General features: G+C 66.3%; 19 protein-coding genes. 8 read left to right on the top strand and 11 right to left on the bottom strand.

All coding sequences use genetic code 11. From position 1 onward, the window contains the following. Positions 1 to 46: 46 nt before the first annotated feature. The 8 genes from WG208_RS03155 to WG208_RS03120 all read right to left on the bottom strand — a co-directional run bounded on the left by WG208_RS03155 (position 47) and on the right by WG208_RS03120 (position 7,303). Entirely contained in the window at positions 47 to 1,159 is a 1,113-nt protein-coding gene (locus tag WG208_RS03155; RefSeq protein ID WP_337169865.1) for an ATP-binding protein, read from the bottom strand. Positions 1,160 to 1,180: 21 nt separating this feature from the next. Continuing rightward, positions 1,181 to 1,879, bottom strand: coding sequence for a response regulator (locus tag WG208_RS03150; RefSeq protein ID WP_337169864.1), 699 nt, complete (start codon positions 1,877 to 1,879; stop codon positions 1,181 to 1,183). Further along, positions 1,879 to 2,631: an ATP-binding cassette domain-containing protein gene (locus WG208_RS03145; protein WP_337169863.1), complete on the bottom strand. Its 753-nt coding sequence runs from the start codon at positions 2,629 to 2,631 to the stop codon at positions 1,879 to 1,881. The genes WG208_RS03150 and WG208_RS03145 overlap by 1 nt, the downstream gene beginning before the upstream one ends. Beyond that, positions 2,628 to 3,320, bottom strand: coding sequence for a molybdate ABC transporter permease subunit (gene modB, locus WG208_RS03140; RefSeq protein WP_337169862.1), 693 nt, complete (start codon positions 3,318 to 3,320; stop codon positions 2,628 to 2,630). The genes WG208_RS03145 and modB overlap by 4 nt, the downstream gene beginning before the upstream one ends. 6 nt (positions 3,321 to 3,326) lie before the next feature. Next, a complete protein-coding gene (gene modA / locus WG208_RS03135) occupies positions 3,327 to 4,139 on the bottom strand; it encodes a molybdate ABC transporter substrate-binding protein (protein WP_337169861.1) in 813 nt (270 codons plus the stop codon). Positions 4,140 to 4,310: 171 nt separating this feature from the next. Beyond that, positions 4,311 to 6,095 (bottom strand): YbaL family putative K(+) efflux transporter, encoded by a 1,785-nt coding sequence (ybaL, locus tag WG208_RS03130; RefSeq protein WP_337169860.1) that lies wholly within the window; start codon positions 6,093 to 6,095, stop codon positions 4,311 to 4,313. A 78-nt stretch (positions 6,096 to 6,173) separates the two neighbouring features. Beyond that, positions 6,174 to 6,578: a hypothetical protein gene (locus WG208_RS03125; protein WP_337169859.1), complete on the bottom strand. Its 405-nt coding sequence runs from the start codon at positions 6,576 to 6,578 to the stop codon at positions 6,174 to 6,176. A 32-nt stretch (positions 6,579 to 6,610) separates the two neighbouring features. Next, positions 6,611 to 7,303, bottom strand: a complete 693-nt coding sequence (locus WG208_RS03120; RefSeq protein ID WP_337169858.1) for a TetR/AcrR family transcriptional regulator — start codon at positions 7,301 to 7,303, stop codon at positions 6,611 to 6,613. A gap of 111 nt (positions 7,304 to 7,414) precedes the next feature. Here WG208_RS03120 and WG208_RS03115 point away from each other — a divergent pair, with 111 nt between their 5' ends. Genes WG208_RS03115 through WG208_RS03100 form a run of 4 tightly spaced genes read left to right on the top strand, consistent with a single transcriptional unit; the run spans position 7,415 to position 14,281 of the window. Further along, a complete protein-coding gene (locus tag WG208_RS03115) occupies positions 7,415 to 8,965 on the top strand; it encodes a TolC family protein (RefSeq protein WP_337169857.1) in 1,551 nt (516 codons plus the stop codon). A 2-nt stretch (positions 8,966 to 8,967) separates the two neighbouring features. After that, positions 8,968 to 10,329: an efflux RND transporter periplasmic adaptor subunit gene (locus tag WG208_RS03110; RefSeq protein ID WP_337169856.1), complete on the top strand. Its 1,362-nt coding sequence runs from the start codon at positions 8,968 to 8,970 to the stop codon at positions 10,327 to 10,329. A gap of 3 nt (positions 10,330 to 10,332) precedes the next feature. Then, complete coding sequence (locus WG208_RS03105; protein WP_337169855.1) at positions 10,333 to 13,545, top strand: efflux RND transporter permease subunit; 3,213 nt, start codon at positions 10,333 to 10,335, stop codon at positions 13,543 to 13,545. A 1-nt stretch (position 13,546) separates the two neighbouring features. Continuing rightward, positions 13,547 to 14,281: a helix-turn-helix domain-containing protein gene (locus WG208_RS03100; protein WP_337169854.1), complete on the top strand. Its 735-nt coding sequence runs from the start codon at positions 13,547 to 13,549 to the stop codon at positions 14,279 to 14,281. Here the strand turns inward: WG208_RS03100 and queG are convergent. Next, positions 14,262 to 15,353, bottom strand: coding sequence for a tRNA epoxyqueuosine(34) reductase QueG (queG, locus tag WG208_RS03095; protein ID WP_337169853.1), 1,092 nt, complete (start codon positions 15,351 to 15,353; stop codon positions 14,262 to 14,264). The two genes, WG208_RS03100 and queG, sit on opposite strands and share 20 nt — an antisense overlap. 8 nt (positions 15,354 to 15,361) lie before the next feature. After that, entirely contained in the window at positions 15,362 to 15,610 is a 249-nt protein-coding gene (locus tag WG208_RS03090; protein ID WP_337169852.1) for a hypothetical protein, read from the bottom strand. A gap of 247 nt (positions 15,611 to 15,857) precedes the next feature. On the opposite strand from WG208_RS03090, the gene WG208_RS03085 reads away from it, so the two are divergent. The 4 genes from WG208_RS03085 to WG208_RS03070 are packed head-to-tail and all read left to right on the top strand — an operon-like array spanning position 15,858 to position 21,098. Further along, positions 15,858 to 18,095: an ATP-binding protein gene (locus WG208_RS03085; RefSeq protein WP_337169851.1), complete on the top strand. Its 2,238-nt coding sequence runs from the start codon at positions 15,858 to 15,860 to the stop codon at positions 18,093 to 18,095. Beyond that, positions 18,092 to 19,870: an EAL domain-containing protein gene (locus tag WG208_RS03080; RefSeq protein ID WP_337169850.1), complete on the top strand. Its 1,779-nt coding sequence runs from the start codon at positions 18,092 to 18,094 to the stop codon at positions 19,868 to 19,870. The genes WG208_RS03085 and WG208_RS03080 overlap by 4 nt, the downstream gene beginning before the upstream one ends. Further along, entirely contained in the window at positions 19,867 to 20,724 is an 858-nt protein-coding gene (locus WG208_RS03075; protein ID WP_337169849.1) for an HDOD domain-containing protein, read from the top strand. Before WG208_RS03080 ends, WG208_RS03075 begins: the two co-directional genes overlap by 4 nt. A gap of 47 nt (positions 20,725 to 20,771) precedes the next feature. Beyond that, positions 20,772 to 21,098, top strand: a complete 327-nt coding sequence (locus tag WG208_RS03070) for a nucleoside triphosphate pyrophosphohydrolase family protein (protein ID WP_337169848.1) — start codon at positions 20,772 to 20,774, stop codon at positions 21,096 to 21,098. Between the two features lie 66 nt (positions 21,099 to 21,164). Here WG208_RS03070 and WG208_RS03065 read toward each other — a convergent pair whose 3' ends face one another. Continuing rightward, positions 21,165 to 22,619, bottom strand: a complete 1,455-nt coding sequence (locus tag WG208_RS03065; protein ID WP_337169847.1) for an alkaline phosphatase family protein — start codon at positions 22,617 to 22,619, stop codon at positions 21,165 to 21,167. Between the last annotated feature and the right edge of the window lie 243 nt (positions 22,620 to 22,862).

Genomic DNA, 22,862 nt, shown 5'->3' with positions numbered 1-22,862 from the left:
AACTCACAAAAATCCCGGAAATTCCGCCGGGTCCTGCCGCTTCCGGTTACCCTGTCTCGAACGTGTCGATCAGATCGGCGGCCGGCAGGCGGAGCGCAAACACGCTGCCGCCACCTTCTCTCTTCTCCATGGTCAATGAGCCGCCCTGGGCCTCCGCCAATCCGCGGGCAATGGCCAGGCCAAGTCCGGAACTTCCGACATCCGGACGCGCGGTGCTGGCGCGATGGAACGGCGCGAAGATGCGTTCACGCTCTTCCTCGGGCACGCCGGGGCCCCGGTCGGCCACCCGGAACACGAGCATCGGGCCTTCCCGCACTACGGTGAAATCGATGGGGGCATCGACGGGCGCGTACTTGAGCGCATTTTCGAGCAGGTTGCCGAGAATGCGGACGGAGTGTGCGAGATCGAAGGTGCCGATCAGCAGCGGATCGTCGGGATCGAGTGCCGCGCGAATGGCACGACCGGCTGCCGCACCACTCACACGCTGCAATGTCGCGCCCATGAGTTCGTCGGCGGTATTGAGCGCCAGGGCGAGCGGCATACCACCCGCCTCGAGACGCGAGAGGTCCAGCAGATCGGTCACGAGGCGGTTCAGGCGATCGACTTCCTCTTCGATCACCAACGCCCGGTCGTCACCGTCGCGTGCCATGTCATGTGCCAGGCCACGAATGGTGGTGAGGGGTGTGCGCAGATCGTGCGAGACGGTGGCGAGCAGCGCATCCTTGAGCTGATCCGCTTCACGCAGTGCTTCGGCATGTGCGGCATCCGCCTGTGCCCTGGCGGTGAGTTGGGCGACTTCTTCCGCCCGCCGATGGGCTTCGTCGGCCTCCCGCTGTGCACGCGTGAGCAACTCCGCGGCCACCACACCGGTGGCGAGAAAAGCCACCAGCACCAGCCAGTCGAGTGGATCGGCAACCACGAGCGTTGCGAAAGGTGGCAGGAACAGCCAGTCGAAGATGAGGAAACCGGCGAGCGCCAGCACGATCCCCAACATCCGACCGCCGGCCGCACTGCCGCCGAGTACGACCAGGAGCAGCACCAGAGCCACATGCGCCTTGTCGAGCGCATCCCGTAGCATGAAGAGACCGATGGTGACCGCGACGAGCGCAATGATGCTGCCGAACCACGCCCGACCCGTTCGTGCATGGCCGTTGGTCATGGCGTTCTCGTCATGGCTTTTTCACCGTCCGTCGGTGAATCGGTATCCCACGCCACCTTCGGTCACGATCAGCGTCGGACGCAACGGATCGGCTTCCAGCTTGCGACGGAGATGACCGATGTAGACGCGCAGATACTGCTGGGCATCGCCGTGGTGACGTCCCCACACGGCGTCGAAGAGCTGTTTGTGCGTCATCGTGCGTCCGGCATGAGTCACCAGGGCCCGCAGCAGATCCCACTCCGTGGGAGTGAGGTGCACCGCCACGCCGTTGTTGGTGACGACACGATTGGCGAGATCGATGGTGATACCATCCCTGATCAATGGCATGTCACCACCGGGCACCGGCCCCATCTTCGCACGTCGGAGGAGCGCCCGCATCCGGGCCTGCAATTCGATGGTGGAAAACGGTTTGGTGAGATAGTCGTCGGCACCTGCGTCGAGTGCGCGGGCCTTTTCGGCGTCACTGTGTCGTGCCGAAAGCACCAGGATCGGCGCGGAACTCCATTCGCGCAGCGCGTGACATACGTCCACGCCATCGTGGTCGGGCAGGCCGAGATCGAGTACGATGAGCGCCGGGCGTTCGCGTCGCGCCAGCTCCAGGCCTGTCGTCGCATTGGAGGCTTCGAATGCCACGCCGGCATCGTCTTCGACCGCGGCACGAATGATCGAACGGATAGCCGGCTCGTCGTCGATGACGAGAATGGGCGCCGATCGGGACATCAGAGCGCTCCCTTGGATGCAGAGGAGGTCTCCGAGGCCGCGGTCGTCCTGTGCATCGTCATCACCCGTCCCTCGCCGAGTTGCACGACGACATCCGCCACGCGATGTGCTTCCTCGGGATCGTGCGTGACCAACAGCATCGGGACGCCGGTGCGCTCGTGCAGGTGGCGCAATTCGTGTCCCAGTGCGATTCGCAGTGGGGCATCCAGCGCCGAGAGCGGTTCATCGAGCAGCAACAGCGACGGTTGCGGGGCCAGAGCGCGGGCGAGTGCCACCCGCTGCTGTTCCCCGCCACTCAGTGCGGAGGGACGTTTGTCAGCGTGCCGGTCGAGATGCACCAGGGCCAGCATCTCCCGCACGCGCGTGTCGCGGGCTTCACGCGGGAGCGTGTGCAGTCCGTAGGCCACGTTCTGTGCGGCGGCATAGTGCGGAAAGAGCGCGTAGTGCTGGAAGACGTATCCGATATGGCGTTCACGGGCCGGCACATCGATGCGGGCATCGGTATCGAACAGCACACGACCACCCAGCACGATGCGTCCACTGTCGGGATGCAACAGACCGGCGATGGTGCGCAGGGTGAGTGTCTTGCCGGAACCGGAAGGGCCCACCAACGCGACAATGCCTCCCGGTGTGTCGAACGCCACATCGAGGGCAAAGGCCGGCAGTTGGCGACGGATGGCGACGTGCAGGGCACCGGGCGCTGTGGTGGTGGGTGCCGCGGCAGTATCCGGAGTCTTCGGACGGGCCGTCATCGCGGTGGCTCCCGCAGCGGGTCCACGGGAGCACGCCCGGCGCGTGTGAGCGCGGCGAGTGCGAGGCCCGTCATGAGCGACAGCAGCAACGCGAGGGTGGACGCCCGTGTGAAGTTGCCGGCCTGCACGGCATCGTAGACGGCCAGACTCGCCGTCTGGGTGCGTCCCGGAATGTTGCCGGCGAGCATCAGGGTGGCGCCGAACTCGCCCATCGCACGGGCAAAACAGAGGGCGGTGCCGGCCAGAATGCCACGCCACGCCAGCGGTGTGGTGACCGTGAGAAAGATCGACCACTCGGAGCGTCCGAGGGTGCGTGCCGCGTCTTCGTAGCTGGCGTCCACCTGCTCGAATCCGCCCTGGGCGGCACGCACGAGGAACGGCGCGGCCGCGACGAACGTGGCCAGCACCGCGGCGCCCGGCGTGAACACGAGTGGCGCGCCGAAGAGGGTCTCGTACAGGTGCCCCACGGTGCTGCGCCGACCGACCATGACGAGCAGATAGTAGCCGATCACCGTAGGCGGCAGCACCATGGGAAGCAGCACCAGCACTTCCAGCAGCGCACGTCCACGAAATCGCCGCCGCGCCAGCAACCAGGCCAGTGGAATGCCCACGAGCAGTGCGCACACGGTGGCAAGCGTCGCCACGAAGAGCGACAACGCCAGGGGCCAGGTGCCGATGTGCAGGTTCACCGCGGCTTACCTGGCATCCTCGTCGAATCCGAACCCGTGCATGGCTTCTTTTGCGGCCGGCGTTTCGAGGAACGCCAGGAACTTCACGGCAGCATCCTGATGTGCGCTGGCGGCCATGACGGCCACCGTCTGCCGCAGCGGGTCATGCAGGGCGGCATCCACCAGCGTGTGCCCCAGCACGGTGTCCCGGGCCACCAGGGACAACGCCACGAGGCCGACATCGGCATTGCCGGTGCTCACGAACTGATAGGCCTGCGAGACATTCGCTCCCAGCACGATGCGTGGCTCGACGGCTTTCCAGAGCCCGGCGCGCTCGAGCGCCTGTCTGGCTGCCAGGCCATACGGCGCATGAGCCGGATCGGCAATGGCAATGGATCGCACGGTGGACGCGGCCACGTCTTCGAGGCGTGCGGGAGCCGGGCATCGCGCATCGGCGGTCTGCGACACGAGTCGCGTGGTGGGACAGCGGGCGATCAGCGCCAATCGCCCGAGCGCATACACGCGGCGGGTGCTGTCCACGATCATCGAGCGACTGGCCAGGGAATCGATGGCCGGTGCGTTGGCCGCGAAAAAAAGATCGGCCGGAGCGCCATTGATGATCTGCGTGGTCAGATCGCCCGTGGAACCGAACACGAGCACCAGACTGTCGCCACCCTGCGCGCGATAGAGACGGGCCACATCGGCCAGCGCGAAACGCAGGTCCGCGGCCGCGAACACCGTGACGGGTTCGACGGAGGTGGCCGACCCCGATGCCGTCCGGTCACGCGAGGAGCATGCGGTCGAGGTGGCAAGCGCCGCCGCCACCGCAACCATCGACATGACGACACGCGGCCTGGCGACTCGCGAGAAGGCGCGCACAATCGACGCGCGGATGCACCCGGTTGATTCAACGACCGTCGACCGCATGACGACAACCTCGGAACATCGGGAAAAGGACGGGGCACCCAGCCCCGTCCTCAAACTAATCCTCCCTCGTACGCGATGGACTTGTCAGGCCGGGTGCCCGATCATCCGTGCCGCCACCGCTTCCATGTCGTGCGACACGTCGTATTCGCGCAGTGCGTGCCGGGTGAGGCTCACCGCGAGTTCGCGCTCGCCCACGAGGGCCCGCTGTGCGCCATGCGTCTCGAGGAATGTCCGCTCCTCGTCACTGTGGGTGCGGGCCAGCACGGTGACCGTGGGGTTCAACTGACGCGCCAGGGCGAGAATGGCCCGGGTCTGATAGGCGTCGGGCGCGGCGACGACCACGAGGCGCGCGCGTTCGAGATGCGCATCCTCGAGAATGTCGGGGCGGGTGGCATCGCCGTAGATCACCGGCAGTCCGGCTTCACGCAGCACTTCGGTGCGCTCGCGGCTCGCTTCGATCACCACGTACGGCACCTTGTGGAGCGCCAGTTCCGCCGCGATCGGCGCCCCCACACGACCGTACCCGATCAGCACGACATGATTGTGCAGCTCGTCCTCGCTCATGCTCTCCGGCAATTCCGCGATGTCGCCCACCTCGCGTTCGAAGAGGTCCGCCAGACGCGGGTGACTGCGCAACCACCTGGCAATCGGTTCGACGGTGCGGAAGACGAAGGGATTGAACGTGATGGACAGCAGCGCGCCGGCCACGATGAGCCCGGTGGCTTCCGTGGGCAGCAGCCCGAGCGACACACCCAGCGCGGCGAGAATGAAGGAGAATTCGCCGATCTGCGCGAGACTCGCCGAAATCGTGAGCGCCGTGTGCAGCGAGTACCGGAACGCCAGCACGATGCCCAGCGACGCGACCGCTTTGCCGATCATGATGATGAACACGACGGCGAGCACGTGCAGCGGTTCACGCAGCAGGATCAGCGGATCGAACAGCATGCCCACCGACACGAAGAACAGCACCGCGAAGGCATCCTGCAGGGGCAGGGCGTTCGTGGCGGCTTCGTGACTGAAATCGGACTCGCTGACGATCACGCCGGCAAAGAACGCACCGAGCGCGAAGGACACACCGAACAGCGCGGCGGCTCCGAACGCGATGCCGAGTGCCACGGCCAGGACGGCCAGCGTGAACAGTTCCCGGGAGCCGGTGTTGGCCACGCGGCTGAGCAGCCAGGGAATGGTGCGGCGTCCGATGATGAGCATCATGGCCACGAACGAGATGACCTTGAGCAAGGTGACGCCCAGTGTGCTCAGCACGCTGCCCGACGCCGGTGCGGCATGCCCTGCTGCGTCGGCGGCCGCGGCCGCGGTCGCGGCGACGGCTTCCGGTGACGCCCCGAGCAGGGGCGCCAGCGCGGGCAGCAAGACGAGCGCGAGCACGGTGATGAGGTCTTCGACGATGAGCCAACCCACGGCGATGCGTCCGTCGGCGGAGTCGAGAATGCCCCGTTCTTCGAGTGCGCGCAGCAGCACGACCGTACTGGCCACCGACAACGCGAGACCGAATACGATCCCCGTGCCCCACGACCAGCCCCAGAAGTGCGAGACCACGGCACCCAATCCGGTCGCCACGGCGATCTGCGCGAGCGCGCCGGGAATGGCGATGCGCCGCACCGCCAGGAGATCGGCAATGGAGAAGTGCAGGCCCACGCCGAACATCAGGAGAATCACCCCGAGTTCGGCGAGCTGGGACGCGAGCGCCCGATCGGCGACGAATCCCGGCGTGAAGGGTCCCACGGCCACACCGGCCAGCAGGTACCCGAGAATGGGGGGAAGTTTGAAACGACTGGCCAGCAAGCCGAAGAGAAATGCCAGTCCAAGGCCGGCGGCGATGGTGGCAATGAGGGCAGTATCGTGGGGCATCAGGTCACGGCGGACAGAGTCGTGCGACGGGATGCCGGTCGGGGTCCGCCTCGACGGACCCACGACCAGCGCGGGAGCTCAGAGCGACCGCGTGTGACCTGGTGGAGGGACCGTCGGCAGATAGGGAGGAATGCCACTGTCCGCGACGACGTGATGGGCGCATCGTCCGAGACGCAGGAGTGTTCTCCGGGCGTCGGCGGACGTCCCATCGCCTGCGACGGGTCCGCGTTTGTCGGAACCACTGCGCGCGGCCCGGTCATTGCCCGCGGCATGCCGCGAAGGCGACACACCCGACGACATGGACGATCGCGCGCACGAATGGAGGGGCGCGTTCGCCGTCTCCTGTCCATCCTGCTCGACGAAGGCGTACATCGACGCATGCGCGACACGGTCGACCCGATCCGTGAAGTGGATCGGGCCCGGCATCATCAGCGCTGTCGTGAGCGCCGTCAGCAGCGCTGCCCAGATGGCGAAGACCGGCATGCCCGAAACTAGCGTGCGAGTTTATGGCGCAACTAGTGTCGGGCGCCGGTTTCGAAGGTGGACAGATATCCGAAGACCGCGCGTGGCATCTCGCTCCGGAGGCGGGAGCGCATGGACGCGGGCGCATGCATCATCAGGTTCGAAACCCCGTCCCCGATGGCGCTTGCGACATCGAGACGGATGGCGCGCTCCTCGGCCGACGTTTCCGGCCAGCGACGGGCGAACGCCAGGTCCATGGCTTCACGGATGATGGCGTGCACGGCGGCCTCTTTGGCCATACGCCGCCCGCCCGGCTGGATGGCCAGCTCGTACAGGGCCGGCTTGCGCTCGAAAAACTCCGTGAAGGGCGAAAAGAGACGCTGGATGAACGTCTCGAGATCCAGCGACGCCCAGTCGGGCGCACTCTGGCGTACCCCCTCCGCGATGGCGACCGCTTCGCGGGTGTACCGCTCACGCAATGCGTCGAAGATGGCTTCCTTGGTGGGGAAAAAATGGTAGATCGACCCCACGGACGCGCCGGAGCGCTTGGCCAGTTCCTGCACCGAACAGGCGGCGGCCCCCACTTCGAGAATGAGCGCCTCGGTGGCGTCCAGGATCTCCTCGACACGCCGCTGACCCCGCTCCTGCCGCGGTTCCCGCTTCGGGGTGGCGGGGATGGCGTGGGATCCGGTATGGCTTTCGATTGCCCTGTGTTCGCCGGAGCCGATGTTCTCAGTGTCGTTCATGGGGTGATGGTACCTCTTCTGGGATCTCAATTCTAGTGTCTGTTTTCTAGTATTGACATTCTAGAATAATTCCTCTACTAATTCAACTAGAACAAACATTCCACTCTTTTCATGCCCAGTTTCGTTTCTCCCCCGCGTGGGCGAATTGCCCACCTGCTGACCACGGCGATCGTTGCGGTGAGTATCCTGCCCGCATCGGTCGTTGCGCAGTCCACGCGTTCCTGTTCGTCGGGCGTCGATTGCAGGCAAGTACCTGCTGTCTCCGCCGACAGCGTCGGACTCACGCTCGAAGAAGCCCTGTCCCGTGCGCTCGGTCAGAGCGAGGAAGTGCGGCTGGCCCGCGCCTCCGTCGAGCTGGCGGACGCACAGGTGACCTCCACACGGGCGCAGGCGCTGCCGCAGCTCACCAGCTCTCTGCGCTACACCCGCACCTATTATTCGCCCTTCCAGACGGGATCGTTCACGCTCCCCGATTCGCTCAAGTTCACGCCGGATACCACCGGTTCCATTCTCGAGCGGCTCGCCTACATCGAGCAGAACGCCAAGAATGCGGGACTGGCGGGGATGTCGGGCTTGTTCGGATCGCTGCCGTTGGGGCGGCCCAACACCTACGTCGCCAACCTGAATGCCTCGCAGGTGTTGTATTCGGGTGGCCGGACCGGGGCAGCCCTGCGCATTGCCGCCGACTACAAGCGCGCCGCGCAGTCGGACTACGTCGAACAGGTGTCGGAGATCGCCCTGCAGGTGCGTCGCGCGTATGTGCGTGCGGCACTCGCGCAGCAACTCGAATCCATCGCCCAGGCCGCGCTCGATCAGGCCCTGGCGTTCCAGGCGCAGCAGAAGCTGCGGCTCGATGCCGGCACGGCTTCCGAACTCGATATGCTGCGCGCCGAAGTCTCCGCGGAGAATCTGCGGCCGCAACTCGTCGAAGCGCGCAACGCGGCCGAGGTGGCGGTGCTCGATCTCAAGCGCCTCATCGATCTTCCGCTCACACAACCGGTGCGACTCACGACCGCGCTCGACGCGCCGGCGGCACTGCAGGTGGATACGCTGGCCGAGCCCGATCCCACGCGGGTGGCTGCCCAGCGCGCCTCCGTGGCGGCGGCGGAACGTCAGGTGGCGATTCGTGAACAGCAGGTCTCGATCGCCCGCGGGGCGTTTCTTCCCCAGGTCGATCTCTCCGTCAACTATGGCGCACAGAATCTCCCGCTCTCCACGTTCGGCTTCAACGATAGCCGCTGGCAGCGTGATGTCTCGGCGTCGATCGGGGTGTCGCTGCCGCTGTTCACGGGATTCAAGCGCGGGGCCGATATGCAGCAGGCCCGCATCGAACTCACCCGGGCGAAGCTGCAACTGGGACAACTGCGCGAGAGCGTGCAGCTCCAGTACCAGCAGGCGCGTGGCGAACGTCAGCGGGCCCTGAGCACGATCGCCGCCCGGCAGCGCACGGTCGAACAGGCGCAGCGGGTACACGATCTCACGGTGCTGCGATTCGAGCGTGGTCTGTCCACGCAGCTCGAAGTATCGGATGCACGGCTCGCACTGCTGCAGGCCCGCACGAATGTCGCGCAGGCCATTGCGGACTTCCACATCGCGGACGCCGGCGTGGAGCGCGCCCTCGGACGCCTGCCGGCGGCCGCACGCCTCCCGAGGAGCAACTGATCATGCGCATGCCGTTCTTCGCGCTCCGGGGCGCATCCGATTCCGATGGCCGGGCGACCGGCCTCCTTGCTGGCCACATCACGACTTCCGATGACGGCACGACCCGTCGCTCACTTTCCCGCATGTCTGCCATGTCGACCCCTGTGTCGTTCCGATTGCGTTCTTCCGCGGCGCGTGTCGCCACCGCGGCCATCGTCACGCTGACGCTTGCCGCCTGCGGTGGCGGCAAGGCCGAGAACGCGCCGGCCGCGGCGGCCCGAGACTCGTCCGTCGTGGTGCTGGGGGCCGAGGATGTGGCCGTGGCCCGCGAAGCGGAGATCGGTACCACCATCCAACTGAGCGGCGCCCTGCGTCCCAAGGACGTGGCGGTGCTGCGTGCGCAGGTGGCCGGCACGGTCACCGATCTGCGGGTCGACAATGGCGCGCGGGTACAGGCCGGCCAGCGTCTGCTGTCCATCCGGGCGGCCGGTGTCGTGAGTCAGGCGGCCGGTGCCAAGGCGTCCGTGGCGGCGGCCGAGGCCAATCTGGCCGTGGCGCGCAAACAACTCGAAGCGGCGCAGGCTCTGGCGGCGGCGGGTGCGATGTCGGTCATCGAACGACAGAGCGCGGAAGCCAGCTTCCAGGCGGCGCAGGCGCAGCTCGCGGCGGCGCGCGCCCAGGCCACCAGCGCCGAGGAAGTAGCCGGCCATACCTCGGTGGTGGCGCCGTTTGCGGGGGTCGTGAGTAATCGTCGCCGACAGAACGGAGAGCCCGTGGCGATGAACGACGAACTGCTCACCGTGGTCGACAGTCGTGTGCTCGAGCTGCCGGGCCAGATCGGTGTGGCGGACGCGGGGCGTGTGCGTCCCGGTCAGCGGGTGCAGTTCACGCTCGATGCCTTTGCCGGTGAAACGTTCGACGGGCGCGTGGCGCGCATGGACCCGGTGGCCGACGCGGGGACGCGTCAGGTGGGCGTGTACGTGGAACTGCGCAATCCCGCCGGCCGGATCGTCGGTGGACAGTTCGCGCGCGGACGCATCGATCTAGGTGCGAGCCGGTCGGTCGTGGTGCCCATCACCGCGGTGGTCGATGCGGCGGCCGACGGTACGGGTGGATCGGTGTTCGTGATCGTGGACGGCAAGTTGGTGCGCCGTCAGGTCGTGGTCGGATCGCGTGACGATGCGGCCGGTGTGATCGCGATACGCAGTGGAGTCGCGGCGGGTGAACAGGTGCTGCGCACGCCCACGGGCACGCTGCGTGAAGGCGCGCCGGCCCGCGTCCTGCCCGCCGATGGTGGCGCAGCCAGCACGCCCGCGACGGCGCCGGCCGCCGCGCCGGCATCTGCCCCCACCCCGAAGGACAGCGCTTCCGCGTCGAAGGAGTAATCCATGTCCACACAATCTCCCGGACAATCCCCAGGGCACGGCACGGGTGGCGGTGGCCTGAGCGGCGTGGCGATCCGTCGGCCGGTGTTCACGACGATGATCATGGTGGGACTCATCGTGCTCGGCATCTTCGGCTATCGCCGGCTTGCCATCGACGAGTTCCCCGATGTCGACATCCCCGTGGTGACTGTCCAGACGGTGTATCCCGGCGCGTCGGCGGAAGTGATCGAACGTGAAGTCTCGCGGCGCATGGAGGAAGCGTTCAATCCCGTGCAGGGCGTGGACCGCATCACCTCGGTGTCGCTGGAAGGTGTGTCGCAGGTGATCGTGGAGTTCGACCTGGGGCGCGATGTCGACGTCGCGGCGCAGGACATCCGCACGAAGATCGAGACCATCCGCCGGGATCTGCCCCAGGACATCGATCCGCCCATCGTGCAGAAGCTCGATCCGCAGGCCCAGCCCATTCTCTCGCTGGCGCTGTCCAGCAAGACGATGCCGCTGGTGAACCTCACGACCTATGCCGACGAGGATCTGCGCCGACAGCTCGAAGCGGTTTCCGGTGTGGGTGAGGTGCGGCTGGCGGGTGGCCTGGCGCGCGAGATCCGCGTGAATCTGATGCCGGCCGAACTCGAGGCGCGCGGCATCACCGTGCCCGAGGTGATGGCCGCGTTGCAGGCCCAGAATCTCGAAGTGCCGGCCGGACGCGTGGAGCAGGGCGCGAACGAGCGCATCGTCCGTGTGACGGGACGCATCACCGACGCCCATCAGTTCGAAGACGTGATCGTAGCGCTGCGCAACGGACAACCGGTGCGTGTACGCGATGTGGCGCGAGTGGAGATCGGCACGGAGGAGGAACGTTCGCTCTCGCTCGTCAACGGTGAGCGCGCTGTGTCCATCGACGTGGTGAAAGTCTCGGGCGCCAACACCGTGGCCGTGGCCGACGGGGTGCAGGCGGCGCTCGCGAAGCTGCGGCCCACGTTGCCGGCCGGTGTGGAACTCCAGGTCATCCGTGACAACTCGGTGAACATCCGCCACTCGGTGGACGACGTCATCAAGGAACTGCTGCTCGGCGCGCTGCTCACCATCGTCATCGTCATGCTCTTCCTGAACGACTGGAAGGCCACGGCGATCACGTCGCTCGCCCTGCCGGTGTCGGTGATCTCGTCGTTCGTGCTCATGAGCATCCTGGGCTTCACGCTCAACATGATCACGCTGATGGCGCTGTCGCTGTCCATCGGTATCCTGATCGACGACGCCATTGTGGTGGTGGAGAACATCGTGCGTCATCGCGAGATGGGGCGCGATCATTTCACCGCGGCACGCACGGGCACGACGGAAATCGTGCTGGCCGTGCTTGCGACGACGCTGGCCATCGTGGCCGTGTTCGTGCCCGTGGCGTTCATGCAGGGCATCATCGGCCGCTTCTTCTATCAGTTCGGTCTGACCGTGGCGTGGGCCGTGCTGGTGTCGCTGTTCGTGTCCTTCACCCTGACGCCCATGCTGAGCGCCTGGTGGGGAGTGAATCCGCACACGGCCGGCGCACACGGCAACGTGATCACCCGCACCATCGGGTCGTTCAACACCTGGTTCGATCGGCAGGCGACGAAGTACCGCTCGGTCATCACGTGGGCCTTGAATCACCGCAAGTCGACCATGGCGATCGCCGTGGCCAGCCTGGTGGGGGCATTCGCGCTCGTGCCCTTCATCGGCGGCGGCTTCATGCCCGACACCGACAACTCCGAGTTCGTCGTGCAGATCGAGACGCCGGAGGGCCAGAGCCTGGCTTACACGCGCGAGAAGGCGCAGTTGGCCATCGGGACGCTGCGCGCGTTGCCCGAAGTCGCGTACACTTATACCACGGTTGGCTCGGGCGCGACGGGTACTGTCACCAAGGGCGAGATCTATGTGAAACTCACGCCGGCTGCCGACCGTTCGCGGTCGCAGCAGGAAGTGATGGTGACGGCCCGCGAGCAACTGGCTTCGCTGCACGGGCTGCGGTCGAGCGTGCTCGTGGCCGGTGGACTGGGGGGATCGGTGGCGCCTATCGCCGTGGAAATCCGTGGCCCCGACGTGAACGAACTGCAGCGCATCTCGCAGCTGGCCATGACCGAGATGCAGCAGATCCCGGGCGTGGTGGACATCAAGTCGTCGTTGGGTGATCCCAAGCCCGAGTATCGTGTCGTACTCGATCGTGAGGTGGCCAATCGCGTCGGTCTCGACATCAGCGGGGCGGCGGCCACCATCCGTCCGCTGATGGCCGGCCAGACCGCCACGCGGTGGGAAGACCCCACCGGTGAAGAGCGTGATGTGGTGGTGCAATTGGCGCCCGAGTTCCGGCAGACGCTCGACGATATCGGAGCGATCCCCGTCCCCACGGCGACCCGGGGCGTGGGTGGTGTGGCCACCGTGCCGCTGCGTGAGGTCGCGCGTATCGAACAGGGTGAGGCACCGGCGCAGATCGACCGCAAGAGTCTGTCCCGTATCGTGACCATCGCGGCGAACACGGCGCCCGAGCTCTCGCTCTCGGACGCGTCCACGCAGATCACTGCGCGTCTCAAGAGTGTGCCGCTGCCGGCGGGCTATTCGATCTCACTCGGCGGCGAAACCGAGCAGCTGGCGGAAACCGCCGGCTATGTGGTGGAAACGCTGGTACTGGCGATCATCCTGATCTTCCTCATCCTCGCGTCGCAGTTCGAATCGTTCACACAGCCCGTGGCGATCATGCTGTCGCTGCCGCTGTCGTTGGTGGGCGTGCTGCTGGCGCTCATCATCACCGGTTCCACGCTCAACATGATGTCGATGATCGGTGTGATCATGCTCATGGGGCTCGTGGTGAAGAACGCGATTCTGCTGGTGGACAACGCCAACGAACGCCGGGCAGGCGGCGCCGGTCGTTTCGAAGCGCTGGTGGAAGCCGGGGCCGTGCGACTGCGTCCGATCACCATGACCACACTGGCCATGGTGGTGGGCATGATTCCGGTGGCGCTGGGGCTTGGTGAGGGCGGTGGGTTCCGCGCGCCGATGGCCCGCGCGGTGATCGGCGGTCTGATCACCTCGACGATGCTGACTCTCGTGGTGGTGCCGGTGGCATACAGCTATCTCGACGACATCGGCGCGTGGGTGAAGCGTCGTGTGGTGTCGCCGGAGCGTGAGCGGGAGATCGACGCGGAGCGTGAAGCCGCAGGGCTCACGGCGGGTCCCACCTGGGGAGACTGACATGACCAGACGTGTGCGGACGGATCGATCGGATCGTGCGGTTCCACTGGCCGGGGAGGCGCGTTCGCGCCTCCTCGATGCCGCGGCCCGGGTATTCGCGGAGCACGGCGCCGCCGGCGCCACCACGAAGCGCATTGCCGAAGTGGCGGGGGTGAACGAAGTGACGCTCTTCCGGATCTTCGGTTCGAAAGACGCGTTGCTCGACGCCGCGCTGCATGCCTGCGCGGAGGAGGCGGCACCCACACGGTTGCCGACGTGGCCGGTCGATCCCCAGCAGGAACTGGCGGAGTGGTGCGACGCCGAAATCCGTCGTCTGTCGCGGGCGTCGAAGTTCTGGCGCCAGTGCCTGGCCGAAACGGGTGAGCGACGGCATCACGCCGATGACGCCGGCACCGTGCTGGCGGCCAGTGCCGATATCGTGCGGGGCTACGTCGATCGGCTGTCGCGACAGACGCTGCTGGTGGACGCCGCGGAACGTGAGGCGGCCATCAGCATGCTGGTGTCGGCCGTGATGAGTGATGCGCTGGCCCGCGACGAAGTGCCGATCTTCGGGTGGTTGCCACGGGACACCGCCGCCGCGCGGTACAGTCGGACGTTTCTCCGCAGTATCGGATGGCCCGTGGACGAGATGCTGACTGCTTCCGGTGCGCCAGCGCGTCTGCGGTGGGAGTGGTTCGAACCATCGGAGTGGTTCGATGCCGATGAAGCCCCGGAAGTCACATCGGCCGGGAGCTGATCGCCGTGTGGTCCCGGTCGCGATCCGTGATGCGACCATCGTCACCGCGGTGAACAATGCGATCGATCGCCCAGGCGGCGTGTGAGCACACGATCGGGTGCTCGTGCGCCGTCATGGCTTCGAGGGTGGGCAGATCGTCCGGTGTGCCGACATTGCCCAGGACGACGCAGGCATTGCGTTGCAGCATCCAGAGTTTGGCACGTTTGATGGCCGACCCGCGGAACGTCGTGCGGTAGTCGTCGGCGTCCATCATGAGAATCGACCGGGCCAGCGCGCGCGGGTCGCCGTCGTCGAAGAACGGACGGGCACGAAAGGCCTCGAACCGGATGGGCTGACTGAATCGCTCATTCCACGGACAGACGTCCTGGCAGATGTCGCAGCCATAGATCCACGAGCCGACCGCCGAACGCAACGACTCGGGAATCTCCTCGCGCAACTCGATGGTCAGATAGCTGATGCAGCGACGCGCGTCGAGTTGGCGCGGGGCCGTGAGGGCTTCCGTGGGACAGGCGTCGAGACAGCGGGTGCAGCGTCCGCAGCGATCGGCCTCGAACGGTACGCTCGGTTCGAGCGGATAGGCGACGAACAGCGAGGCCAGAAACACGAACGAGCCCGCGCGCGGTGTGATGAGCATCGTGTTCTTGCCGAACCAGCCGAGTCCCGCGCGCTGGGCCAGATCGCGCTCGAGGACCGGGCCACTGTCCACATAGGGGCGGGCATCGATGCGTTCCCCGGTTTCGTGCTCGAGCCAGTGATGCAGCTCGCGCACACGTTCGCGCAGGTATTCGTGGTAGTCGTCTCCGCGGGCATATCGGGCAAACACACCGGAAGGCTCCTGTCCTCCGTACGATGCGGCCAGGACGACGGCATGCGTGGCGCCGGGATGGGGCCGTCGGCTGTCCTGCCGCAGGGTCGCGCCATCCCCGGCGAGATATCCCATCGTGCCATGATGTTCCGCGGCGATCCACCGGTCGAAGGCTTCGCGCGTTTCCGGTTCACCCAGCGCCGCGATACCCACGGCGTCGAAGCCCAGGCCGTAGGCTTGCGCGATGAGGCGATCGCTCAGCGACAACGGGCCGATCAGGGTTGGCGTCCGAGCCAGCGCGCGTAGGCAATCACGTCGGCCGCCGGAGGCACCGTGTGTTCGTCGCCATACGCCGTGTACATGCGCCAGCGCAGGTAGCTGGTGGCCGGCAGAGGCAGGAATGGCGGACGGCGATACCAGTGGCGATGACGGAAGCGCCAAGCCATGCGGAGCAGGTCGATCGCCAGGGCCGGATTGGCCATGGCGCGCAGTGTCAGAGTCGTCGTCAGGGAGAACCACGCCATCCCGACAATATAGCCGCGGCGCGAACCCCCGATGCCACGGACGTGACGGGCTCCGGTGAAATCGTTCGCACTCGTCCGCTGCGCCGATCAAGGGGGGACGTCAGCCGGCCGATACTCTTTCGAGGACGCCGACGTTGGTGCCACAACTGCGGGCCATTGCTCCGCCGTTGCATCAACCCCGTTTCCGGCCTGGCTCCCCTGCGGACGCCGTCGTCGGAAATGGAACCACCTGCCTCGTCGTCGCGTCATGTCCGAACCGTCTCCCGCCGTATCACTTCGCCCGGTGCGCCTGCGCGTCTGGTGGGGCGATGTGCTGCAGTTCGTGGTGATCACGGTACTGGTGGAACTCGCGCTCTACGAGGCGGTGGTTCTCGCCCCGATCGATCTCAGTGACGGGATGCGCGGGCTGCTCAATGCGCTCGGGCTCGCGCTCATCATCGGCCCGCTCGTGGGATGGACGCTCTACCGGCGTCATGTCGATGCCCGCCTCAGTCGTGTCCGGACGGGGACCTTCCGCGTACCCGGGAGCCCGCATCGACGCGTGCGGATCGCTGTTCATTGCTCGCTGCTCGTGTTCGCGGCGCTGGTGGGCGCGGCGCTGTGGGGCTATCTCGAAATCGAGCGAAACCGCCGTGACGATGGTGAACTGGCGGCGCTGGTCGAAGCCAATCACATCGATTCGCTGACCGGCCGGTTTCAGGCGCTGCAGCAGCATCAGGCCGAGTCGGCCCACCGCCGGATTCACGCGGCGTGGGTGATGGCGGCGTTTTTCGTGGCCATGCTCGTCGGCATCGCCCTCGTGGTCATCGAACCCGCCGTACGGCTGTTGCGCCGTCAGCATCTGGCGGTGACCACGCGGAGCGTGGAGCTCGAGCAGGCGCGGGTCCAGGCCGAGGCCGCCAATCACAGCAAGAGTGAATTCCTGGCCAACATGAGTCATGAGATCCGCACACCGTTGACGGCCATTCTGGGGCACGCGGATCTGCTGCACGAAGAGGCGGTGTCGGGTGGGGCGTCGTCGGAACGGCTGCAGGCGCTGGAGACCATCCAGCGGGCCGGCGGACATCTGCTCACGGTGCTCAACGACATTCTCGACATCTCCCGCATCGAAGCGGGCCGTCTCGACATCGAACACGTGGAGGCGGAGCTTCCGGCCATGCTGCTGGAGGTGGAGAGTCTCATGCGCGCCCGTGCGGCGACGAAGGGACTGATGCTCGAAACACGCCTCTCGACCGAGGTGCCGACGCGGATTCTCGTCGATCCGACCCGGCTCCGGCAGATTCTCATGAATCTGACGGGCAACGCCGTGAAGTTCACCGACCACGGCCGGGTGACCATCGAGGCCGGTGTGGAATCGTCGGCCGGCCGGAACTGGTTCGTCGTGACCATCGACGATACGGGTCCGGGCATGTCCGAGGAGCAGGCCACGCAGCTCTTCCAGCCCTTCACGCAGGCCGATGGCTCGGTGACGCGGCGGCATGGGGGAACGGGGCTGGGGCTCATCATCTCGCGCCGGCTGGCCGCACTCATGGGCGGCGATGTGCGACTGATCCACACCGCGCCCGGACGGGGATCGCGCTTCGAACTGCGTCTGCCGCTGCTCGCGGTGCCCGATGCCGAACGTACCGCGGAACTCGACAGCACGCGGCAACTGAGCACCGTGAGCGGGGATGCGCGGGACGGCAAACACGATGCGAATCGTACCAATGTCCCGGCATTGCGCGGACGGATTCTGCTGGCGGAGGACGGTGAGGACAATCAGCGTCTCATTGCGCTGTTGCTGCGTGTGGCCGGGGCGGAGGTGACCGTGGTGCCCAACGGACGACAGGCGCTGGAGGCCCTGGACTGGGCCGCGGCAGCCGGCGCGCCATTCGATCTGCTCATCACCGACATGCAGATGCCGGAGATGGACGGTTATACACTGGCGGGTACGCTGCGGGCGCAGGGCGCCGGCATTCCGATCGTCGCACTGACGGCGCATGCCATGGCCGAAGACCGCCAGCGCTGTCTCGATGCCGGTTGTGACGACTATGCCAGCAAGCCGATCGATCGGCAGGCGCTGATCGCCACCTGCGCCCGGTGGCTGCGAAGCCAGGAGGAAATTTTCCCGGTGATTCTGCACAGCGAGATGACGGGGGATCCCGATCTGGCACCGCTCGTCGCACGATTTGCCGATGCGCTTCCGCAGCGTGTGGCGACGATTGCCGATGCATTGCAGGAGGGACGTCTCGATCGGGCCGCCCATGCCGCGCACCAGCTCAAAGGCGCCGCGGGCAGCTACGGATACCCGGCGGTGAGTGATCTGGCGCGAAAGCTCGAACGGCAGCTGGAGCAGCAGATCGGGCAGACGACGACCAATGACGGATCGACCGGATGCGAGTCGACCCTGGAGCAATTGCAACACCTGGCGCTCGCGGCACGACGCGGCGCGGAGGCGATGGGCTCCACCATGACTTCCGAAAGCACTTCCGAGTGTGTGACATGACGATGGAACGACGACGCAACGACTGGAACCGGATCATGCAGGAGCCGGCACGTGTCCTGCTGATCGACGACGACCGGGATATCCACGCGCTCGTCGAAGCCATGCTCCGGCCGCTCGGCGTGCAGTTCGCCAGTGCCGTCGATGCCGGCAGCGGTATCGAGGCGGCCGTGGCGATGTGCCCCGATCTCATTCTGCTCGATCAGGAACTGCCCGACGCCACCGGCGTGGAGACCCTGCCGCGCTTGCGGCTGCATCCGTCGCTTTCCGAGGTGCCGGTCATCGTCATCACTGCCAGCGAACGCCGCGAGGTGCTCGCGGCCTGCTTCGAGGCAGGGGCATCGGACTACATCCGCAAGCCGTTTTTCGGCGCCGAGCTGCGGGCGCGCATACAGTCGCTCATCGAACGGCGGCGTATGCTCGACGATCTCGGACGGGCGGCACATATCGATCCGCTGACCGGACTGCCCAACCGGGCCCTGCTGCAATGGCGCCTGCAGCGGGCGATCGACCGGGCGCGGCATGACCCCGATGCCGCGTTCGCGCTGATGTTCATCGATTTCGATCGGTTCAAGCTCATCAACGACAGCCTGGGACATGCCGTCGGTGATCTGCTGCTGACCGAACTCGCGCAGCGGTTGCGCAACAATCTGCGGGTGCAGGACAGTGTCGCGCGTGAAGTGGCCGGTCCGACCGTGGCCCGGCTGGGTGGTGACGAATTCATCGTCATTCTCGACGGGGTCCCCGATGCCGACGCGGCGGCGACGGTGGCCGACCGTCTGATCGAACTCATCGAATTGCCTTTCCATCTCGAGCAGCACATCGTGCGCTCCAGTGCGAGCATCGGCATCGTGCACAGCAACGGCGGGTACGAAGAGGCCGCCGACATGCTGCGGGACGCGGATATCGCCATGTACGAGGCCAAGTCCCGCGGCAAAGGCTGCCATGCGCTCTTCTCGCACGAGATGCGTGATGCCGTGCGCTATCGGATGCAGCTCGAGAATGCGCTGCGGGAAGCGATCGGCACCGAGCAGATGTATCTCGCGTATCAGCCGATCGTGTCGCTCGAGGATCGGCGGCTCGAGAGCGTGGAGGTGCTGTTGCGCTGGAAACATCCCGAACTGGGGACGATTCCTCCGTCGGAGTTCATCCCGATCGCGGAGGAGACCCGTCTGATTCTTCCGCTGTCGGATATCGTGTTGCGCGAGGCCTGTCGGCAGTTCATGGCCTGGCAACGTGAAGCACCGGAGCTCGCACCGCGATATCTCAGCGTGAATCTCTCGCGTGTACAACTCGCCGATGCGCAGGTGGCCGCCCGCACCTTCGCGATTCTCGAGGAAGCCGGCATGCCGCCGGAATGCCTGCAACTCGAAGTCACGGAATCGCACATCATGCAGCAGCGGTCGATGGCCACGGATCTGCTGGCGCAATTCAAGGCGCACGGTCTGCGACTGGCCATGGACGATTTCGGGACGGGATATTCGTCGCTGTCCTGTCTCCAGGAATACCCTTTCGATGTGCTCAAGGTCGACCGGACACTGACGGAGAACATCAGCCGGGGACGGGGCTATTCGGCCTTGCTGCACGCCGTGATGTCGCTGGCGGACAACCTCGGTCTGGAAGTCGTGGCGGAAGGCATCGAACGGGTGGAGCAGCTCGTGCTGCTGCAGGCGCTGGGATACACATATGGGCAGGGATACCTGCTCGCGCGACCGCTCCGGGCGGACGCGCTGGTGGCGTGGTGGAATGCCAACGCCAGCTCACGGGAGGCGGCATGAAAGACGTCGTTATTCGCGTCACACTGAACCAGATCGGTTCGCTGGCCACCCTGCCGGATGTGGCCATCCGGATCATGCGGATTGCCGAGAATCCCGCGGCGACTGAGGAGATGGTGCATGATGTGCTCACCACCGATCCGTCGCTGGCCGCGCGGGTGCTGAAGGTGGTGAACTCCGCGTTCTATCGGCGACAGCGGGAGGTCTCCACACCCCGGGCGGCCATCCGGCTCCTGGGCATCGGCGCCATCCGGAACATCGCGCTGGCGGCCAGTCTCCATCGGCTGTTCCGCGGACGTCGCGGCATTCCGGGATTCGACCCCGCGGACCTGTGGGCGCACAGTGTGGCCGTGGGGACGGCCGCACGCGCCATTTCGCTGCGGACAGGAGTCGGTCTGCCCGAAGAAGCGATGCTGGCCGGCCTGCTGCACGACATCGGGGTCATCGTGGCCATGCAGGCCTGGTTGCCGGAATTCTCGAGGGTGATCCGGCGTGTCGGCACACCGGGCGCTCCATCGTTTCGCGCGCTCGAACTCGAGGAGATCGGTGCGACGCACGAACAGTTCGGCGGCGCCCTCTGTGAAGCCTGGCACTTCCCCGAGTCGCTGGCGCTGGCGTGCCGGCATCACCACGATTTCACGACTCTGTCCGGCGACGCGCAGCGGTGGAGCGCATTGGTGCATGTGGCCGACGCGCTGGCTGCCCGCCTGGAGATCGGCTTCGTCCACAGTGTGGAGGGGGATGCTCCGCGGGCGCAGGCACTGACCCTGCTCGGGCTCGATCAGCTCGAACTCGAAGCGTTGCTCGACGAACTGCATCGGGAACTGCCGCAGGCGACCACGTTGCTGGCCGCGTGACGATGTGCTGTGGTGCCTCGCGGGACATCCCATGGTATCTTTGGTGGATGAACCTCGACGAGTATCAGCAACTCGCGGCGCGTACGCTGGGGCGCGACCGCACGCATGAACAGCAGCTGGCCAATGCGGCGCTGGGATTGACGGGAGAAGCGGGTGAAGTGGCGGAGGTGATCAAGAAACATCTCTTCCACGCCACGCCGCTCGACCGGGATGCGCTGGCCAAGGAGCTGGGCGACTGCCTCTGGTACATCGGGGCGTTCGCCACCGTGCTCGACATGTCGCTCGCGGACATCGCACAGCGCAATATCGACAAGCTGCGCAAGCGGTATCCGGAAGGCTTCGACCCCGAGCGCAGTCGCAACCGGACGGAATGACACGGCGCGGGGATCACGCTGCGTCAACACGAGGCGGTGCAAAGTCAGCGCAGAATCACCGTCGATTCAGCGGGCGCGCAGGAAGGAACGTCCTTCGAATGCGTGGGTGCCCGGCACGCCGAGGAGATCGAGCGCACTGGGCGCCACATCCGCCGTGCGTTGGGGTGTCCGTGCGGGAATGACATCCAGCAGCAATGGCGCCAGCATCTGTTCGCGCAGCAGTGCGCCATGCGTGGAGACGTGGGTGACTGGCTCGTAACGGGCGCGCAGATCCCAACCCTCGGCGGCCGAGATCAGGATGTCTCCTGCGCGCGCCGAGGTCATGAGCAGGGAGAGCTGCACCAGTGCATCGGGGTAGGGCGAGGGTTCGGTCACCGTCCAGGCGTCCGACGCATCCAATGCCGCGTGGGCGCCGCCAAGGCACAACGGGTCGCCACCGTCGATGGGGGCATACGACCACCGCTCGAGAGCGAAATGCGCCGATGGCTGGTGAATGATCCGCGCCGCGCCGCGCTCGGCATGATGGACCCGCGTGATCGTTGGCGACTCGGCCACCGCCAGCAGATCCACCGACGGACGGGCCAGCAGGCGCATCAGCAACGTATGCCAGCGCGGCTCGTGATCGGGCCACCAGCGCCGTGTCCGGTCGCCCGGGGTGAGATAGAGGTGAGCCATGGCGTTGCCGCCCACCATGAGCGCAACGTCGGCGCGGCGCGTGAACAGTCCGGGATGTGCGAGCACGCGCAGGGATTCGCTCTCCAGCCACCCGTGCAGGTCATCGTGGTGTCGCACGGTTGCATGACCATGATCCCCCACCACCCAGATGTGCAGGGCATCACGCCAGACATCGCGCGTGGCGATCGCCAGCGCGCTGGCCGCGGCGTGTTCGATGTCCTGCACCGATCGGCGTACGATGTCGGCGAACGGGCCGCGCTGGTGGGCGAATTTGTCGGGACTCGTGATCGCCAGCACGGAAAGACGGGGACGTACCTGTGCGAAGCGTTCGAGGAAATGCCGGGTGGCGAGTTGTTCCACGCGCCGCCATCCCTCGAGGTCACCGCGGAAATGGGAGGGTGCGGCCCGGAACATCCACGCAATCGATCGACCGATGCGTCCATGAGACGCCCCCCGGGCGAGCATGCTCATGGCCGAGAGTGACGGGCGCACGAGTTCCAGCAGAGTGGGGATGTTCGGGTCCACATCACGGTCCACGTGCCAGATGTCGATTCCGGCATAACTGCGGGCCGGCGCCGGAGCCCAGGAGAGCGAGCGGGCCCGATCGTACCACCGGAGACCCGGCAATCCCGCACGCGCGGGGTGCCGCCCCATCAGAAACGGAACGTACGCCGGTCCCGTGACGGAAGGGAACGATGCCGTCACCGTGTGGTAACTGCCTCGGGTACGCAGGGCGGCAAGCGTCGGCAGGTCGCCCTGATCCAGGCATTCCGCCAGCACATCGGGGCGCAGTCCGTCTGCCACGATGAGCAGCAGGTGCCCGGATGAGGTGATATCATGCATCATGGGCTCACATGGTAGTACATGGACCGTGCTGCCGGTGCCCTGTTTCTCTCAATCGAAATTTCCATGGCCACGTCGCGTCGTTCAGCTGCGAAGACCACCACTGCGAAGACTGCCACTGCGAGAAAGCCCGCGCCGCGGACTGCGGGCGGCAAAGCGGCATCGCCCGGTACCCGAAGAAAAGCGGAGTCGCAGTCGCTCGAAGGATTGATGGAGCGGACGGAAGAAGGACACCGCAAAGCCGGT

Origin of the sequence: Gemmatimonas aurantiaca (genome assembly GCF_037190085.1) — a bacterium.
Classification (GTDB): Bacteria; Gemmatimonadota; Gemmatimonadetes; order Gemmatimonadales; family Gemmatimonadaceae; genus Gemmatimonas; species Gemmatimonas aurantiaca_A.
Note: the sequence above shows the minus strand (reverse complement) of the source record. Positions and strands in the feature narration are given on the sequence as shown.